The sequence below is a fragment of the Streptomyces sp. NPDC107521 genome (assembly GCF_055598485.1).
This window is the reverse complement of the sequence record NZ_JBVKAT010000010.1, coordinates 84,324-101,956: the sequence shown is the minus strand read 5'-3', so window position 1 is coordinate 101,956 and position 17,633 is coordinate 84,324. Positions and strand designations below refer to the sequence as shown.

General features: G+C 74.9%; 17 protein-coding genes. 13 read left to right on the top strand and 4 right to left on the bottom strand.

Annotated elements, in window-relative coordinates; translation table 11 throughout:
- Window positions 1–757 precede the first annotated feature (757 nt).
- From ACZ7LB_RS17245 to ACZ7LB_RS17235, 3 genes are all read left to right on the top strand, one after another.
- Window positions 758–1,573 (top strand): hypothetical protein, encoded by an 816-nt coding sequence (locus tag ACZ7LB_RS17245; RefSeq protein ID WP_471468996.1) that lies wholly within the window; start codon window positions 758–760, stop codon window positions 1,571–1,573.
- The gene (gene mycP, locus ACZ7LB_RS17240) at window positions 1,570–2,787 is read left to right on the top strand and encodes a type VII secretion-associated serine protease mycosin (RefSeq protein WP_471468995.1); all 1,218 of its coding nucleotides are present in this window, start codon (window positions 1,570–1,572) and stop codon (window positions 2,785–2,787) included. Before ACZ7LB_RS17245 ends, mycP begins: the two co-directional genes overlap by 4 nt.
- A gap of 110 nt (window positions 2,788–2,897) precedes the next feature.
- Window positions 2,898–3,629, top strand: coding sequence for an SseB family protein (locus tag ACZ7LB_RS17235; RefSeq protein WP_471468994.1), 732 nt, complete (start codon window positions 2,898–2,900; stop codon window positions 3,627–3,629).
- 36 nt (window positions 3,630–3,665) lie between these two features.
- Here the strand turns inward: ACZ7LB_RS17235 and ACZ7LB_RS17230 are convergent, their stop codons facing one another.
- Complete coding sequence (locus ACZ7LB_RS17230; protein WP_471468992.1) at window positions 3,666–4,022, bottom strand: DUF1844 domain-containing protein; 357 nt, start codon at window positions 4,020–4,022, stop codon at window positions 3,666–3,668.
- Window positions 4,023–4,421: 399 nt separating this feature from the next.
- Here ACZ7LB_RS17230 and infC point away from each other — a divergent pair, with 399 nt between their 5' ends.
- The 7 genes from infC (at window position 4,422) to pheT (ending at window position 11,939) form a co-directional block, all read left to right on the top strand.
- Entirely contained in the window at window positions 4,422–5,108 is a 687-nt protein-coding gene (infC, locus tag ACZ7LB_RS17225; RefSeq protein ID WP_471469204.1) for a translation initiation factor IF-3, read from the top strand.
- Between the two features lie 106 nt (window positions 5,109–5,214).
- Window positions 5,215–5,409 (top strand): 50S ribosomal protein L35, encoded by a 195-nt coding sequence (gene rpmI / locus ACZ7LB_RS17220; RefSeq protein ID WP_003977225.1) that lies wholly within the window; start codon window positions 5,215–5,217, stop codon window positions 5,407–5,409.
- Between the two features lie 97 nt (window positions 5,410–5,506).
- On the top strand, window positions 5,507–5,890 hold the full coding sequence (rplT, locus tag ACZ7LB_RS17215) for a 50S ribosomal protein L20 (RefSeq protein WP_004002577.1): 384 nt from the start codon (window positions 5,507–5,509) through the stop codon (window positions 5,888–5,890).
- Between the two features lie 203 nt (window positions 5,891–6,093).
- Complete coding sequence (locus tag ACZ7LB_RS17210) at window positions 6,094–6,954, top strand: TrmH family RNA methyltransferase (protein WP_471469202.1); 861 nt, start codon at window positions 6,094–6,096, stop codon at window positions 6,952–6,954.
- 53 nt (window positions 6,955–7,007) lie between these two features.
- Window positions 7,008–8,159 (top strand): sensor histidine kinase, encoded by a 1,152-nt coding sequence (locus tag ACZ7LB_RS17205; RefSeq protein ID WP_471468991.1) that lies wholly within the window; start codon window positions 7,008–7,010, stop codon window positions 8,157–8,159.
- A gap of 145 nt (window positions 8,160–8,304) precedes the next feature.
- Window positions 8,305–9,426: a phenylalanine--tRNA ligase subunit alpha gene (gene pheS / locus ACZ7LB_RS17200; RefSeq protein ID WP_471468989.1), complete on the top strand. Its 1,122-nt coding sequence runs from the start codon at window positions 8,305–8,307 to the stop codon at window positions 9,424–9,426.
- Window positions 9,426–11,939, top strand: a complete 2,514-nt coding sequence (gene pheT, locus ACZ7LB_RS17195; protein ID WP_471468988.1) for a phenylalanine--tRNA ligase subunit beta — start codon at window positions 9,426–9,428, stop codon at window positions 11,937–11,939. Before pheS ends, pheT begins: the two co-directional genes overlap by 1 nt.
- Before the next feature lie 224 nt (window positions 11,940–12,163).
- Here the strand turns inward: pheT and ACZ7LB_RS17190 are convergent, their stop codons facing one another.
- Window positions 12,164–13,036, bottom strand: a complete 873-nt coding sequence (locus ACZ7LB_RS17190; RefSeq protein WP_471468986.1) for a 3-hydroxybutyryl-CoA dehydrogenase — start codon at window positions 13,034–13,036, stop codon at window positions 12,164–12,166.
- A gap of 178 nt (window positions 13,037–13,214) precedes the next feature.
- Between ACZ7LB_RS17190 and ACZ7LB_RS17185 the strand changes: the two genes are divergently transcribed.
- On the top strand, window positions 13,215–14,477 hold the full coding sequence (locus ACZ7LB_RS17185; RefSeq protein WP_471468985.1) for a glycoside hydrolase family 10-like protein: 1,263 nt from the start codon (window positions 13,215–13,217) through the stop codon (window positions 14,475–14,477).
- 28 nt (window positions 14,478–14,505) lie between these two features.
- Here ACZ7LB_RS17185 and ACZ7LB_RS17180 read toward each other — a convergent pair whose 3' ends face one another.
- Together ACZ7LB_RS17180 and ACZ7LB_RS17175 are read right to left on the bottom strand one after the other, a co-directional pair.
- A complete protein-coding gene (locus tag ACZ7LB_RS17180; protein ID WP_161228128.1) occupies window positions 14,506–14,700 on the bottom strand; it encodes a DUF1918 domain-containing protein in 195 nt (64 codons plus the stop codon).
- Window positions 14,701–14,728: 28 nt separating this feature from the next.
- Entirely contained in the window at window positions 14,729–15,688 is a 960-nt protein-coding gene (locus ACZ7LB_RS17175) for a DMT family transporter (RefSeq protein ID WP_471468983.1), read from the bottom strand.
- Here ACZ7LB_RS17175 and ACZ7LB_RS17170 point away from each other — a divergent pair.
- The gene (locus tag ACZ7LB_RS17170) at window positions 15,687–17,123 is read left to right on the top strand and encodes an aminotransferase-like domain-containing protein (RefSeq protein WP_471468981.1); all 1,437 of its coding nucleotides are present in this window, start codon (window positions 15,687–15,689) and stop codon (window positions 17,121–17,123) included. The genes ACZ7LB_RS17175 and ACZ7LB_RS17170 overlap by 2 nt on opposite strands.
- 48 nt (window positions 17,124–17,171) lie before the next feature.
- On the top strand, window positions 17,172–17,612 hold the full coding sequence (locus ACZ7LB_RS17165; protein ID WP_471468979.1) for a GNAT family N-acetyltransferase: 441 nt from the start codon (window positions 17,172–17,174) through the stop codon (window positions 17,610–17,612).
- The last annotated feature ends 21 nt before the right edge of the window (window positions 17,613–17,633 follow it).

The window sequence follows — 17,633 nt, the reverse complement described above, 5'->3', positions numbered from 1 at the left end:
CCCGCCCGGCGACCGCCACGGCCCACCCGCCGCGCCCCCGCCGCCCCCCGCCTCCGCCCGCTTCCCCGACGCCCCGCCGACCGCCGGGCGCGACCGGGGCGCCCCGCCGCCGGGGAGCCGCACGGAGGGGGCGACGACGGACGCTCCCACGCCGCGCCGCCCCTCCGTCCCTCCGTCCCACGGCGCCCGCCCGGTGCCGCCGGGACCGGGTGCGCACGGCACCCCGGACATCCGGGACACCCCGGGAATGCGGCGCCCCCGGCCCGTGGGCCGCTCCGGTTCCGCTCCGGTGGCGGACGGCCGGTCCGCCGCGCCCGGGGCCGCCGTATCCTCCCGGGCCACCGCTCCGGCCCGTCCCCCCACCCCCGTCGCCCCGCCCGCCGAGGGCCGGCGCCCCCGGCAGGACGCCACCGCTCCCCGGGCCGCCGGGCGCGACGGCGGCGCCCCGCCCGGCGGCGAGCGTGCCCCCGTGCCGCGCCGCCCCTCCGCCCCGTTGCCGTCCCCCCGCCCCGACGCCGCCCCGGTCGCCCGCCGGAGCGCCCCGCCCGCTCCCGCGCCGTACGCACCGAGCCGAGCTGCCACCTCCGGCACCTCCGGCAGTCCCGGCACCGGCCTCCGCACCCCTGGGCCCGAGGCCACCGGCCCCCACGGCCCGTACCCCTTCGGCGCCCCGGAGCCCCGGGGCTCCGGTACCCGGGCCCATCGGGTGCGGGCCGCCCGCCCCCTGCCGGACCCCGACGCCGCCCCGCTGTGGTCCGTGTCCCTCGGCGAACCCGAGGGGTACGACGGCCGCCTGGCCCGGCCCCGGCGGCTCGGAGCCCGGTTGCGGCCCCGGGCCGTCGCCGCGGCCGTCTGCCTCGTCCTCGGGCTCGCCCTGCTCACCGGCGCGCTCACCGGGAACCGGCTCTCCGCCGGGAACGGCGACGGAGCGGCCCGCAGCGCCTTCACCGCCGCCGGGGAGCTGTGGCACAGCGTCCCCGTCGACCGGATCTTCCCGCCCACCCTCGCGGGCCGGGGCGCGGGCCCCGGCGGGGCCGACCGCACCTGGACCCGGATCGCCGTCGCCCCCGACAGCGGCTGCGCGGGCGCCTTCGACCCCCCGCTCGCCAGGGCCCTCGCCCCGGTCGGCTGCGCCCGCCTGCTGCGCGCCACCTACACCGACGCCACCCGGAGCCACGTCACCACCGTCGGCCTGCTCTTCACCGAGGGCGACGCCGCCGCCATGAGCACCCTCGCGCGGCGGTTCGAACGGGAGGAGCTCACCGGGCGCGCCGACCACGTCCCGATGCCGTACGCCGCCCGGGGCACCGGCGCCGCGCGGTTCGGCCCGGGCCAGCGCGCCTCCTGGACCGTCTCCGTCCTCACCGACGCCCCCGTCGTCGTCTACGCCGTCTCCGGCTGGGCCGACGGCCGCGCCGTCGAGCGGCCCGTCCCCGCCGGGGAGGCCCTGCGGACCGGCGCCGCCACCGCCACCGCCCAGGCCGGGCTCGGCCACGAGGCGCGGGGCCTCGCCGACCGCGTCGAACGACGGCTGCGCCAGCGGGTCGACGCGGCCACGGAACCGCCCGGGTGACCCCCCGCACCGGCCGCCGGGCCGCCCCCGGGACCCCCGCGGCCCACGCCACCGGGCGCCGCGCCGCCGTCGCCCTGCTGCTGGCCGGCGCCCTCCTGCTCGCCCCGGCCCCCGCCGCGCACGCCGACGGCATACGGGCCAAGCAGTGGGGGCTGACCGCCCTGCACACCGAGGAGGCGTGGCGCACCACCAGGGGCGCCGGGGTCACCGTCGCCGTCCTGGACACCGGTGTCGAGGCGGACCACCCCGACCTCGTCGGCAACGTCCTCACCGGCCGCGACCTGGTCGGCTTCGGCGCCCGCCGGGGCGAGCGCTCCTGGGCCCGGCACGGCACCGCCATGGCCGGGATCATCGCGGGCCACGGCCACGGGCCCGGCAACTCCGAGGGCGTCATGGGGGTCGCCCCCGAGGCGAGGATCCTGCCCGTCCGCGTGATCCTGGAGGACGGCGACCCCTCACGCGCCAACGCCCGCAAGACCCGGGGCAACGCCCTGGCCGAGGGCATCCGCTGGGCCGCCGACCACGGCGCCGACGTCATCAACCTCTCCCTGGGCGACGACTCCGCCTCCGCCCACCCCGAGGCCGCCGAGGACGAGGCCATCCAGTACGCCCTGGCCAAGGACGTGGTCGTGGTCGCCTCGGCCGGAAACGGCGGTGAGAAGGGCGACCACGTCTCCTACCCGGCCGCCTACCCCGGGGTGATCGCCGCCACCGCCGTCGACCGGTACGGCACCCGCGCCGCCTTCTCCACCCGCCGCTGGTACGCCTCCGTCAGCGCGCCCGGCGTCGACGTGATCATCGCCGATCCCGACCACCGCTACTACGAGGGCTGGGGCACCAGCGCCGCCTCCGCCTTCGTCTCCGGCGCCGTCGCGCTCGTCAAATCGGCCCACCCCGGGCTGAGCCCCGCCCAGATCAGGACCGTCCTGGAGGAGACCGCCCGCAACGCCCCCGAGGGCGGCCGGGACGACTCCCGGGGCTTCGGCCTCGTCGACCCCGCCGCCGCCATCGGGGCCGCCGGGCGGCTGTCGCCGAGGACGCCGGGGACCGCGGCGTACGGGGCGCCGTACTTCGGGTCCGGACCGCGCGAGGCAGCCCCCGACGAGGGGCCCGCCGCCTGGACCGCCCCGCTGGCGGGCGGCGCGGGCGCCGTCCTGATCGCCGCGGCCGGCGTCCTCTGGCGCACCCGGCGCGAGCCCTCCGACGACCACTGAGGCCCACCACCGCCGGCCCCGCCCGCCAGGCCCTCGCCCGGACTCCCGGCCGCCCCGGGACCGGGAGGCCGGTGCGGGCCGCCGCCCGTCCCCCGATAGGCTCGGGAACCGTGGCGAACAAGAACATCCCCGACTCCGCCTATTCCGACGACGACGGCTCCGCCGACCCCCGGCTCGGCGCGGCCCTCGCCGCCTGGGCCGCGGACCGCACTGCCGTCGCACCGGTGCTGCGGGCACTGAAGGGCACCCGGCTGCTCGTCCCCGTGGTCGCGGTCCTCGGCGAGGTCGAGGAGGACGGGAACGGGCTGCGCCGCGAGAAGACCAGCGACATGGCCGTCCCGACGCTCAAGGCCGACGGCCGCACCGCGCTGCCCGCCTTCACCTCGACCGACGCCCTGGCCCGCTGGGACCCGGGGGCCCGCCCCGTCGCCGTGCCGCTGCACCAGGCGTTGCGGGCCGCCGCCCACGAGAAGGCCGACACCATCGTCCTGGACCTGGCCGGACCGGTGCCCTTCGAACTGACCGGGCCCGCGCTGACGGCCCTGGCCGAGGGCCGCACCAGCACCGACCCGCTGACCGACCCCGCCGTCGTGGAGGCCGTGCGCGGGGCCGTCGCCGCCGAGCCCGCCGTCCTGCGCGCCCACCTCGGTCCGGGACAGGCCGACGGCATCCTCGCCCTCGTCCTCGACCCGGCCGCGGCCCCCGCCGAGGCCGCCCGCGCCGTCGCGGGACGGCTGGCCGCCGACGAGACGCTGAGGGCCCGCCTGGTGCGCGGCCTCGACCTGGCACTGCTGCCGGCCGGGGCGACGCCACCGGGCGAGCCCTTGTACGTGCGGGGATGACGCGGGCGACGCGTACGGGGGAGAGGCCGAGGGGGATCAGGCGTAGAGCGGGCCGGTGTACTTCTCGCCCGGCCCCTTGCCCGGCTCGTCCGGCACCAGCGACGCCTCGCGGAAGGCGAGCTGGAGCGACTTCAGCCCGTCGCGCAGCGGCGCCGCGTGGAAGGAGCTGATCTCGGTCGTGCTCGCGTCCAGCAGGCCGGCCAGCGCGTGCACCAGCTTGCGGGCCTCGTCCAGGTCCTTGTGCTCCTCGCCCTCCTCGGACAGACCGAGCTTCACGGCGGCGGCGCTCATCAGGTTGACGGCGACCGTCACGATCACCTCGACCGCCGGGACCTCGGCGATGTCGCGGGCCATGGCGTCGAAGTCGGGCGTCTCAGGGGAGGTCTCACTCATGCCGTTCACGATAGGGCCACCGGCCCGCCCCCTTGACAGCAGGACCGGGTGCGTCCCGGGGTTCGCGCACGCGTTCCCGAGCTGCTAACCTTGTGTAACGACCGGTCGGAGTCGCGCGCCCACGGGCAGCGGATCCGGCCCACAAGTGGAGGCTTCGAACTCCCACCCGACCGTCCCCCGGGACGGCGGGTCTCCGGTCAGGCGGTCCCGTCCCCGAGGCGGTGACCGGCCCGAAAGCGCGCCCCGCGGCTGTCGTGGTGGTGCTCCGGTAGCAGTTCGAGGAGCCCCGCCTGTGACCGTCCGGGGCATTTTTTGTGTGCCGGCCCGGTCAGGTCCAACGAACAGAGACGTTACGCGGCTGTCCGCCAGACCGTCGCGTGGTGCTACCGAGGAGGATCCATCAGCGCCGAGCCCCGCATCAACGACCGGATTCGCGTTCCCGAGGTGCGACTTGTCGGTCCCAGCGGCGAGCAGGTCGGGATTGTCCCGCTTGCCAAGGCCCTGGAGCTTGCGCAGGAGTACGACCTCGACCTCGTCGAGGTGGCGGCGAACGCCCGTCCGCCCGTGTGCAAGCTCATGGACTACGGGAAGTTCAAGTACGAGTCGGCCATGAAGGCCCGTGAGGCGCGCAAGAACCAGGCGCACACGGTCATCAAGGAGATGAAGCTCCGGCCGAAGATCGACCCGCACGACTATGACACCAAGAAGGGTCACGTCGTCCGGTTCCTCAAGCAGGGCGACAAGGTCAAGATCACGATCATGTTCCGCGGTCGCGAGCAGTCCCGGCCGGAGCTCGGCTACCGGCTGCTGCAGCGCCTCGCGGAGGACGTCCAGGACCTCGGGTTCATCGAGTCGAACCCGAAGCAGGACGGCCGCAACATGATCATGGTTCTCGGTCCGCACAAGAAGAAGACCGAGGCCATGGCCGAGGCCCGTCAGGCGCAGGAGGCCCGCAAGGCCGACGCCAAGGCCAACCCCGGCAAGTCGCAGAACGCCGCCGACGCCGCCGACACGGCGCCCGCGACGGACACCGCCGAGGACGAGGCCGAGGTCGAGGCTCCGGCGGGGGCTTCCGCGGAGGCGTGACCCCGGGGGCTCCGGCCCCTGGACAACCGATTCAAGAACGACGCTCCACCGTGCCCGGTTTCACGACCGGGCACCGGAGCGCCACCGACGAGGAGAGTACGGCGCTATGCCGAAGAACAAGTCGCACAGCGGTGCCAGCAAGCGCTTCAAGATCACCGGCTCCGGCAAGGTGCTCCGTGAGCGCGCCGGCAAGCGCCACCTGCTTGAGCACAAGTCGTCCCGCGTGACGCGCCGCCTCACCGGCAACGCCGAGATGGCCCCGGGCGACGCCGCGAAGATCAAGAAGCTTCTCGGCAAGTGACGTACGGGCGCCACTGAGCGCCGTACGGCAGGACCGGGACCCATTCGATACCGGGCCGCGTGAGGATCACCGCGGCCCCGCTACAAGGAGTAACTAAGTGGCACGCGTCAAGCGGGCAGTCAACGCCCACAAGAAGCGCCGGGCGATCCTCGAGCAGGCCTCCGGCTACCGTGGTCAGCGTTCGCGCCTGTACCGCAAGGCCAAGGAGCAGGTCACCCACTCGCTGGTCTACAACTACAACGACCGCAAGAAGCGCAAGGGCGACTTCCGTCAGCTGTGGATCCAGCGCATCAACGCCGCTGCCCGCGCCAACGGCATCACGTACAACCGCTTCATCCAGGGCCTGAAGGCCGCCAACGTCGAGGTCGACCGCAAGATCCTCGCCGAGCTGGCCGTGAACGACGCGGGTGCCTTCGCGGCGCTCGTCGAGGTCGCGCAGAAGGCGCTCCCGAGCGACGTGAACGCGCCGAAGGCCGCGTGACACCGCGCTCGGACTAGGGTCTTTCGTTTGGATCGGGCCAGGGCCCGCGAGCCCGGCATGATCCAGACGAGAGGCACTGGGGGCCGGGCAGAGGACCCGCAGGTGCTGACGCCCTGCGGGTCCTCTGCTGCGCGGAGGGTGTTCCCCCGTGCCGCAGGTGAAGCTTTCTCCTGGTCTGGATACTTGTGAAGGTGATGGAAGAGATGGCGCCCGCCGGTCCCGAGCCGATTTCCCCCCGCTCGCCCCGGGTGACCGCCGCGCGGCGGCTGGCCCGGCGGAACTTCCGCGGCAAGGAACGGCTGTTCCTCGCCGAGGGCCCGCAGGCCGTCCGGGAGGCCGCCGGACACCGGGTCCGCGGCACCGCCACCCTCGTGGACCTCTTCACCACCGCCGAGGCCGCCGCCCGCTACACGGACATCGTCGACGCCGCCGACGCCGCGGGCGCCCGCGTCCACCTCGCCACCGAGCAGGTCATCGAGGACATCTCCACCACCGTCACCCCCCAGGGGCTGGTCGGGGTCTGCCGCTTCCTGGACACCCCCTTCGCCACCGTCCTCGCCGCCCGCCCCCGGCTCGTCGCCGTTCTCGCCCACGTCCGCGACCCGGGCAACGCCGGCACCGTGCTGCGCTGCGCCGACGCCGCCGGGGCCGAGGCCGTCGTCCTCACCGACGCCTCCGTCGACCTGTACAACCCCAAGGCCGTCCGCGCCTCCGTCGGCTCCCTGTTCCACCTCCCGGTCGCCGTCGGCGTCCCCGTCGAACAGGCCGTGGCCGGACTGCGCGCGGCGGGCGTCCGGGTGCTCGCCGCCGACGGCGCGGGCGACGACGACCTCGACGCCGAACTGGACGCCGGCACCATGGGCGTCCCCACCGCCTGGGTCTTCGGCAACGAGGCGTGGGGGCTGCCCGAGGAGACCCGGGCCCTCGCCGACGCCGTCGTCCGCGTCCCGATCCACGGCCGGGCCGAGAGCCTGAACCTCGCCACCGCCGCCGCCGTCTGCCTCTACGCCTCCGCCCGTGCACAGCGCGCCGCCGGAGGGTGCCGCTCCGTCACCGAGAGCTAGTAGGGTGACCAGCTCAGGGGCCCACTTGAACAGATGAGAGGTGGGGTGCGGGAATGAGCGTCGGCACGAGCAGCGCACCGGAGGCACACCGGGCGGTGCGCCCGCCCGCTCCCCGTGCACCCGGCGACGCGGACGACCACGGGACCGACCCCTGCCTCGACGCCGACGAGCTGCCCGACGGCCTCGTCGTCGCCGACGAGCACGGGCGGGTGATCCGCTTCAACGCGGCGGCCGCCCGCATCACCGCCGTCGCCGCCGGGGACGCCCTCGGCCGCCCCCTGGAGACGGTCCTCCCGTTAGAGGACCTGGAGGGCCGCCGCTGGTGGCAGCTCACCGACCCCTACGGCGGCCTCGCCATCCGCGTCCGCCAGCCCGAACGGAACCTGCTCCTGCCCGGCGGCCGCGAGGTCCTCGTCGCCGCCCGCTACGTGCGCACCGGCCCCACCGGCCCCGTCCACCGCGTCGTCGTCACCCTGCGCGACACCGACGCCCGCCGGCGCACCGAGCGCAGCCACGCCGAACTCATCGCCACCGTCGCCCACGAGCTGCGCTCCCCGCTCACCTCCGTCAAGGGCTTCACCGCCACCCTGCTCGCCAAGTGGGACCGGTTCACCGACGACCAGAAGCGCCTGATGCTGGAGACCGTCGACGCCGACGCCGACCGCGTCACCCGGCTCATCGCGGAACTGCTCGACATCTCCCGCATCGACTCCGGACGGCTGGAGGTGCGCCGCCAGCCCGTCGACATCGGCGCCGCCGTCAGCCGCCACATCCAGGCCTACGTCGCCGCCGGACAGCCGGCCGACCGCTTCCTCCTCCGCCTCGCCCAGCCGCTGCCCGCCCTCTGGGCCGACCCCGACAAGGTCGACCAGGTCCTCAGCAACCTCCTGGAAAACGCGGTGCGCCACGGCGAGGGAACCGTCACCATTGACATCACGGCCGCGGCGTCCCCCCGGGAGGGCGAGGACACCGGCACGTCGGTCACGGTGAGCGACGAGGGGCCCGGCATCCCGGAGGAGTCCATGAACCGCGTCTTCACCCGCTTCTGGAGGGGCAGCAAGCGCGGCGGCACCGGACTCGGCCTCTACATCGTCAAGGGCATCGTCGAGGCCCACGGCGGCACCATCACCGTCGGCCGCGCCCCCGCCGGCGGCGCCGAGTTCCGATTTACCCTGCCCGTGGCGATTCCCGCGTACCTCACCTGAGAGACCGCGGACCCCACGGGCACGATCGCGTTCCGCCGCCCCGTTAGACTCGGTCTTTGGCACCTTTGCGTCCAGCTCCGCGGACAGCGCGTCTCCGGACGGCGGACGGGGCGTTCCAGTCAGCCAATCGGAAGCACGGGAAGAGATGTCGGCACCGAATAAGTCGTACGACCCTGTCGAGGTCGAGGCGTTGAAACCGGAAGAGATCGAGCGCATGCGGGACGAGGCGCTCGCCGCCTTCGCCGCCGCGGACTCCCTCGACGCCCTCCAGGAGGCCAAGGTCGCCCACACCGGCGGGGCCTCCCCGCTGGCGCTCGCCAACCGCGAGATCGGCGCCCTGCCCCCGCAGGCCAAGGCCGAGGCCGGCAAACGCGTCGGCCAGGCGCGCGGCGCCGTGAACAAGGCCCTCGCCGCCCGCCAGAGCGAACTGGAGGCCGAGCGCGACGCCCGTGTCCTGGTCGAGGAGGCGGTGGACGTCACCCTGCCCTACGACCGCGTACCGGCCGGCGCCCGCCACCCGCTCACCACGCTCTCCGAGCGCATCGAGGACATCTTCGTCGCGATGGGCTACGAGGTCGCCGAGGGCCCCGAGGCCGAGGCCGAGTGGTTCAACTTCGACGCCCTCAACATCGGCCCCGACCACCCGGCCCGCGGCGAGGCCGACACCTTCTTCGTCCGGGACCCGGACGGCGGCACCGACTCCGGCGTCGTGCTGCGCACCCACACCTCGCCCGTGCAGATCCGCTCCGCGCTCGACCGGGAACTGCCGGTCTACGTGATCTGCCCCGGCCGCGTGTACCGCACCGACGAGCTGGACGCCACCCACACCCCGGTCTTCCACCAGGTCGAGCTGCTCGCCGTCGACGAGGGCCTCACCATGACGGACCTCAAGGGCACCCTGGACCACATGGTCCAGTCCCTGTTCGGCGCGGAGATGAAGACCCGGCTGCGGCCCAACTTCTTCCCCTTCACCGAGCCGTCCGCCGAGATGGACATGCTCTGCTACGTCTGCCGGGGCGCCTCCGTCGGCAACCCCGACCGGCCCTGCCGCACCTGCTCCAGCGAGGGCTGGATCGAGCTGGGCGGCTGCGGCATGGTCAACCCCCGGGTCCTCACCGCCTGCGGCATCGACCCGGAGAGGTACAGCGGATTCGCCTTCGGGTTCGGCATCGAGCGGATGCTGATGTTCCGCCACAACGTCGATGACATGCGAGACATGGTCGAGGGTGACATCCGGTTCACCCGGCCGTTCGGGATGGAGATCTGATGCGGGTCCCGCTTTCCTGGCTGCGGGAGTACGTCGACCTGCCGGCCACCGTGACCGGCCGCGACGTGCAGGCCAAGCTGATTTCGGCCGGGCTGGAGGTCGAGGCCGTCGAGCACCTCGGCGCCGACCTGAAGGGCCCCCTCGTGGTGGGGCAGGTGCGCACCATCGAGGAGCTGGAGGGCTTCAAGAAGCCCATCCGCTTCTGCACCGTCGACGTCGGCACGGCCAACGGCACCGGTGAGCCGCAGGAGATCGTCTGCGGAGCCCGCAACTTCGCCGTCGGCGACAAGGTCGTCGTGGTCCTCCCCGGCGCCACCCTGCCCGGCGGCTTCGGCATCAGCGCCCGCAAGACCTACGGCAAGGTCTCGCACGGCATGATCTGCTCCGGCGAGGAGCTGGGCATGGGCGACGACGGCACGCACGGCATCATCGTGCTGCCGCCCGAGACCGAGGTCGGCAAGGACGCCGTCGAGCTGCTCGAACTCGTCGACGACGTCCTGGACATCGCCGTCACCGCCAACCGCGGCGACTGCCTGTCCCTGCGCGGTGTCGCCCGGGAGGCCGCCATCGCCTACGGCCTGCCGCTGCGCGACCCGGCCCTGCTCGACGTGCCCGCCCCCAACGCCTACGGCTACCCGGTGACGGTCGACGACCCCGCCGGCTGCGACCGCTTCACCGCCCGCACGGTGACCGGGCTCAGCCCCGAGGCCCGTTCCCCGATCTGGCTCCAGCGCCGGCTCCAGAAGGTCGGCATGCGCCCGATCTCCCTCGCCGTCGACGTCATCAACTACGTGATGATGGAGCTGGGCCAGCCCCTGCACGCCTACGACCGCGGTCTCGTGCAGGGCACCATCGGTGTCCGCCGGGCCCGGGCGGGCGAGAAGCTCACCACCCTCGACGGGGTCGCCCGCACCCTCGACGCCGGGGACCTCGTCATCACCGACGAGCGCGGGCCCATCGGCCTCGCCGGGGTCATGGGCGGCGCCAACACCGAGATCGCGGACCACGCCGACCTGGAGAACGCCACCAGCGACGTCGTCATCGAGGCCGCCCACTTCGACGCGGTCGCCATCGCGCGTACCGCCCGCCGCCACAAGCTGTCCTCCGAGGCGTCCCGCCGCTTCGAGCGCGGCGTCGACCCGCGGGCCGCGGCCGCCGCCGCGCAGCGCACCGTGGACCTGCTGGTGCTGCTCGCCGGGGGCACCGCCGAGGCCGGTGTCACCGAGGTCAGCGCCCCCTCCGCGCCCCGCACGGTCGCCATGGCCGCCGACCACCCCGACCGGGTCGCCGGCGTCACCTACGGCCGCGAGACCGTGGTGCGCCGCCTCCAGCAGGTCGGCTGCGACGTGTACGGGCAGGACGAGCTGACCGTCACCGTCCCGTCCTGGCGGCCCGACCTGGCCGAGCCGAACGACCTCGCCGAGGAGGTCATCCGGCTGGAGGGCTACGAGGAGCTTCCCTCCACGCTGCCCCGGCCCCGGGCGGGCCGCGGCCTGACCCACCGGCAGCGGCTGCACCGCCGGGTCGGACGGGCGCTGGCCGGCGCCGGATACGTGGAGGCGCCGAACTACCCGTTCGTGTCCGAGCAGGTCTTCGACCAGCTCGGCCTGGACGCCGACGACCCGGCCCGCCGGGTCGTCCGGCTGGCCAACCCGCTCAACGACGAGGAGCCCGCGCTGCGGACCTCGCTGCTGCCGGGACTGCTCACCGCGCTGCGCCGCAACGACGGGCGGGGCGCCCACGACCTGGCCCTGTTCGAGACCGGACTGGTCTTCCACCCGCGCGACGGGGGCGGGCCCGCCGCCCGGCCGTCCGTCGAGCGGCGCCCCAGCGCCGAGGACCTGGCCGCGCTGGACGCCGCGCTGCCCCTCCAGCCGCGGCACGTCGCCGTCGTGCTGGCCGGCGCCCGTGAGCAGAGCGGCTGGTGGGGCGCCGGCCGTCCCGCCGACTGGGCCGACGCGATCGAGGCCGCCCGGACCGTCGCCCGCGAGGCCGGTGCCGAACTGGGCGTGCGCAAGGGCCAGTACGGGCCCTGGCACCCCGGCCGCTGCGCCGAGCTGACCGTCACGGCCGACGGCACGGAGCGGATCATCGGCCACGCCGGTGAGCTGCACCCGAGGGTGCTGAAGAACCTCGGCCTGCCCGCGCGCACCTGTGCGATGGAGCTGGACCTCGACGCCCTGGAGAGCGTCGGCGACGACACCCCGCGGGCGCCGGGCATCTCCACCTTCCCCGTCGCCACCCAGGACGTGGCCCTGGTCGTCGACACCTTCGTCCCCGCGGCGGAGGTCGAGGCGGCGCTGCGCGAGGGCGCGGGCGAGCTGCTGGAGTCCATCCGGCTGTTCGACGTCTACGACAACGCGGAGCAGCTCGGCGAGGGCCGCCGGTCGCTGGCGTACGCGCTGCGCTTCCGCGCGGCGGACCGCACCCTGACCGTCGACGAGGCCTCGGCCGCGCGCGACGCGGCGGTGGCGCTCGCGGGTGAGCGCACGGGCGCGGTGCTGCGAGCCTAGCGGAGTACGCGAGGAGCGGGGGAACCGGATCTCCGGTTCCCCCGCTCCTTCGTTCCGGGCGCGGGGGCCGCGTGGTGGTGTGCGGAGAGAAAAATACGTGAGCATCCGGCGCCCGAATGTTCCATGGCCGCTCTTATGAGCGGCTCATGGACGGTTCGGGGTCATCTGCTCACGTATTTCGCGCGAGGGGTCCCCCCCCCGAGACCGGCCGGCCTCGCCCGCCGTCAGCCGTAGCTGTAGAAGCCCGAGCCGCTCTTCCGGCCCAGACGGCCCGCGTCGACCATGCGCTGGAGCAGCGGGGGAGCGGCGTACAGCGGCTCCTTGAACTCCTCGTACATCGAATGGGCGACCGAGGCGACCGTGTCCAGGCCGATCAGGTCGGAGAGCTTCAGCGGGCCCATCGGGTGGGCGCAGCCCAGCTCCATGCCGTTGTCGATGTCCTCACGGCTCGCGATGCCCGACTCGAACATCCGGACCGCGGAGAGCAGGTACGGGATCAGCAGCGCGTTCACCACGAAGCCGGACCGGTCCTGGGCGCGGATGGCGTGCTTGCCGAGCACCTTCTCCGTGAAGAGCTGCGCCCGGCCGAGCGTGCCCTCCGACGTGGTCAGCGCCGGGATCAGCTCGACGAGCTGCTGCACGGGGGCCGGGTTGAAGAAGTGGATGCCGATAACGTGGTCGGGCCGCGAGGTGGCGACCGCCAGCCTCACCAGCGGGATGGAGGAGGTGTTCGAGGCCAGGATCGCGTCCGGCCGGGTCACGACCTGATCGAGGACCTGGAAGATCTCGGTCTTGACCTGCTCGCTCTCGACGACCGCCTCGATGACGAGGTCGCGGTCGGCGAACTCGCCGAGGTCGGTGGTGAAGGTCAGCCGGGCCTGGGCCGCCTCCAGCTCCTCCTCGGTGATCTTGCCGCGCGCGGCGGCCTTGGTGAGGGAGTTGAACAGCCGGGTGCGACCGATCTCCAGTGCCTCGCCCGTGGTCTCCGCGACCTTCACTTCCAGTCCGGAGCGGGCGCACACCTCCGCGATGCCCGCCCCCATCTGCCCACAGCCCACCACGCCCACGCGTGCGATATCTCCCGAGGTGCCGGTCACATCGTCCCTTTCGCTGGTCCACGGCGGTGGCAGCAGACCTTGCCGGGGTCTCCGGCGCCTGCTCCGATCGAGCACGTTACCTCCGATGAGCCGTGGATCGGGCCTCCGGGTGGGGCATGCTGAGGGGCTGTGTCCGGAGAGTCACCGGATGTGTGGGCAACGTCACGGAGGTGGTGTCATGGGCCGGGTGTCACGTCGGGCCTTCGCGGTGGCGGCGCTGTCGGCGGTCGCGATGCCGCCCGGCATCGTGTCGGCCTCCGCCCCGTCCGCCTCCCTCCGCGGCCGGGGACCGCGGAGCGCGGGGCACCACGCCGGCACCGGGATGCGGGGCATGTGGCTGGCCACCGTGGCGAACCGGGACTGGCCGAGCCGCGCGGGTCTGCGGCCGGGGGAGCAGCGCGCCGAGCTGCTCGCGCACCTCGACACCGCCGTCCGCCGCGGGCTGAACGCGGTGTTCCTCCAGGTGCGGCCCACCGCCGACGCCCTGTGGCCGTCGGCGGTGGAGCCGTGGTCCTCGTACCTGTCCGGCAGCCAGGGCCGCGATCCGGCCTGGGACCCGCTGGACACCGCCGTGCGGGAGGCCCACGCCCGCGGACTGGAACTGCACGCCTGGTTCAACCCCTACCGGGTCGCCCTCGACGACGACCCGGCGCGTCTGCTGCCCTCGCATCCCGCGCGCGAGCACCCCGACTGGGTCGTGCCGTACGGGGGCGGGCTGTACTACGACCCGGGCCGCCCCGAGGTGCGCGCCTTCGTGCTGGACGCGGTCTTCGACGCGGTGGAGCGCTACGCGGTGGACGGCGTCCACTTCGACGACTACTTCTACCCGTACCCCGTGGCGGGGCGGCGCTTCGACGACGACGCCTCCCACCGGGTCCACGGGGCGGGCTTCGCCACCCGGGCGGACTGGCGGCGGGACAATGTGAACCGGCTGGTGCGCGAGACGGCGGCGCGGCTGAGGGCCACCCGGCCGGCCGCCCGCTTCGGCGTCAGCCCCTTCGGGGTGTGGCGCAACGCGGCCACCGATCCGCGCGGCTCCGACACCGCCGCCGGCGTCCAGTCCTACGACGACCTCCACGCGGACACCCGCACCTGGGTCCGGGAGGGCTGGATCGACTACGTCGTGCCGCAGCTCTACTGGGAGATCGGCCGCCCCGACGCCGACTACGCCACGCTGCTCGACTGGTGGTCGGGCGTCGCCGAGGGCAGCCGGACGCGCCTGTACGTGGGGGAGGCGCTGTACAAGGCCGGGGACCCGGCGCAGTCCGCCGCCTGGCAGGACCCGGCGGAGCTTTCCCGGCACCTTGCCCTGGCCACCCGCACCCCGGAGGTGCGGGGGCACGTCTTCTTCGCGGCGCGGGAGGCCGCCGAGGACCGGATCGGCGCGATGGCGCGGGTCACCGCCGACCACTACCGGGGGGCCGTGGACCCGCCCCGCTGATCCGCGCCGGCCGGTCGGGCCCCGCCGGTCACGTCCGCATCTCGCGGTGCCTGATCTCGGAGTCGGGCCCCGGGGAGCAGACGGCCTCGTGCCCGTCCTGGAAGCGGACGCGGTACGGGGGACCGCCCCGCGGACCCATCACCTCGACGATCTCCGCGACCTTGTCGTGCTCGCCCACCACGCGGCCGTGCTGGACCAGTTCGTCGCCCTTGGATGCGCGCATCTGTGAGGCCTCCTCGTGTGTCTGCCGCTCACCCCCGGGCCCGCTGGGTGACCGCGATGCACACCAGCACCGCCACGGCCGTCAGCGGCGCGGCCACCGTCAGCTGCTCGCCCAGGAGAAGTACCGACCACACCAGTGTGAGCAGCGGCTGGGCGAGCTGCAACTGGCTGGCCCGGGGGATGCCGACGGCGGCCATGCCCCGGTACCAGAACACCAGGCCGAGGAACTGCGATCCGGCGGCCACCCACAGCAGCCCGGCCACGCCGTGCGCGGTCAGCCGCACCGGCTCGTGCGCCAGGGCCACCGCGGTGAGCGGCACGGTCAGCGGCAGGGACAGCACCAGGGCCCAGCCGATGACCCGCCAGCCCGGCATCACCCGGGCCAGCCGACCGCCCTCGGTGTATCCGGCGGCGCACACCAGCAGCGCCCCGAAGAGATACGCGTCGGCCACCGTGAGCGCGCCCCCGCTCTGGGCGACGGTGAAGGCGGCCACGGCCGCGGCGCCCGCGCAGGCGGCGGCCCAGAAGGCACGCGGGGGCCGGGCGCCCACGCGCAGCGCGGACAGCAGCGCGGTCGTCAGCGGCAGCAGGCCGACCACGACGGCGGCGTGCGCGGTGGTGGAGGTCCGCAGCGCGAGCGTGGTCAGCAGGGGGAAGCCCAGCACCACCCCGGCGGCCACCACGGCCAGCCCCGGCAGGTGGCGCCGCTCGGGCAGCGGGGCCCGCAGCACCAGCAGGCAGCCGCCCGCCAGCACCGCCGCGAGCACACTGCGCACCGCGACCAGCGACCAGGGGCCGAAGCCCTCCAGGCCCCAGACGGTGGCGGGGAAGGTGAGGGAGAAGGCGAGGACGCCGAGCGCGGCCTGGGCCGTGCCGAAGGAGGAGGTCGCGGTGCCCCCGGCCGGTCCGTCCGGGCCCGCCGCACGGCCGGGGGCGCGGGTGCCGACCGATATCGTCCGGGAGTCGGTAGCGCTACTCTGTGCTCTCATGAACGAGCGTAGCAGTGTGGCCGAGCTGGCCGGTGTCCTCCGCAGGGAGCTGGACCGCTACTCCCCCGGGGAGAAGCTGCCGTCCAGCCGGGCCCTCGTCGAGCGCCACCGGGTGAGCCCGGTGACCGTCTCGCGCGCGCTGGCCCGGCTCGCCGCCGAGGGGCTGGTCGTCACCCGGCCCGGCGCCGGGGCCTTCCGCGCCGAGCCGCACCCCGCCGCGGCTCCCGCCGGGGACACCTCCTGGCAGGAGGTCGCCCTCAGCGCCGACGGCGCCGCCGACCTCGTACCGCGCTCCGTGGACGCCTCCGGGGTCCTCGCCTCGCTGGCCGGGCCGCCGCCCGGTGTCATCGAGTTCAACGGCGGCTATCTGCACCCCTCGATGCAGCCCGAGCGGGCCATGGCCGCGGCGCTGTCCCGGGCGGGGCGGCGTCCCGGAGCCTGGGGCCGGCCGCCCATGGAGGGGCTGCCGGAGCTGCGGGAGTGGTTCGCGCGCGGCATCGGGGGCACCGTCACCGCCGCCGAGGTCCTGGTCACCGCGGGCGGCCAGGCCGCCCTGACCACCGCCCTGAGGGCGCTGGCACCGCCCGGCGCCCCCGTCCTCGTCGAGTCGCCCACCTACCCGGGCATGCTGGCCATCGCCCACGCCTCCGGCCTCCGCCCGGTCCCGGTGCCGGTCGACGCGGACGGCGTCCGCCCCGGCCTGCTCGCCGAGGCGTTCCGGGCGAGCGGCGCCCGGGTGTTCGTCTCCCAGCCCCTCTTCCAGAACCCGACCGGCGCCGTGCTCGCCCCCCACCGGCGCACCGAAGTGCTGCGCATCGCCCGCGCGGCCGGCGCCTTCGTGGTCGAGGACGACTTCGCCCGGCGCATGGTCCACGAGGACGCGGGGCCGCTGCCGAGCCCGCTCGCCGCCGACGACCCCGACGGCGTCGTCGTCCACGTCGCCTCGCTGACCAAGGCCACCTCGCCCAGCTTCCGGGTGAGCGCCCTCGCCGCCCGGGGCCCGGTGCTGGAACGGCTGCGGGCCATCCAGGTCGTCGACACCTTCTTCGTGCCCCGGCCCCTCCAGGAGGCGGCGCTGGAACTGGTCGGCTCGCCCGCCTGGCCGCGCCATCTGCGCGCCGTCTCCGCGGAGCTGAGGGCCCGCCGGGAGGCCATGACCGCCGCGCTGCGCGGCGGCCTGCCCGAGTTCGCCCCGGCCCACGTCCCGTCCGGCGGCTACCACCTCTGGCCGCGCCTGCCGGACGGCACCGACGAGGCAGCCCTCGCGGCGGCGGCCCTGCGCGCGGGCGTCGCGGTCGCCCCGGGCCGCCCGTACTTCAGCGCCGAACCCCCCGCCCCCCACCTGCGGTTGGGCTTCGCCGCGGTGGCCGGGGCCGCGGAGATCGCGGAGGGTGTACGGCGGCTCGGCACCGCCTGGCGGGAGACACGCGGATGAGCCGATAACCGCTCGACGCCGCCCGCCCCGCGCTGGGAACCTCTCGCCATGACCGACACGCCGGCCCTCCCCGAGGGCTACGAGATATCCACCGACCCCGGCCGCCTCGACGCCGACCGGGTCCACCACTGGCTCTCCACCGACGCCTACTGGGCGCTCGGCCGCCCCCGCGACAAGCAGGACCGGGCCATCGCCAACTCCCTCAACTTCGGGGTCTACGACACCGTGTCGGGGGAGCAGGCGGCGTACGCGCGGGTCGTCACGGACCTGGAGACCTTCGCCTACCTCTGCGACGTCTACGTCGACCGGGCGGTCCGCGGCAAGGGCCTCGGCGGAGCACTCGTCGCCGCCGTCCGCGACCACCTGCGGCCGTACGGGCCGCGCCGCATCCTGCTCGCCACCCACGACGCGCACGGGGTCTACGAGAAGCTGGGCTTCGCGCCGCTGGAGCGGCCCGGCGAATGGATGCTGCTCCCCTTCGCCCCGTGACCCCCGCGCCACGCCAAGTCA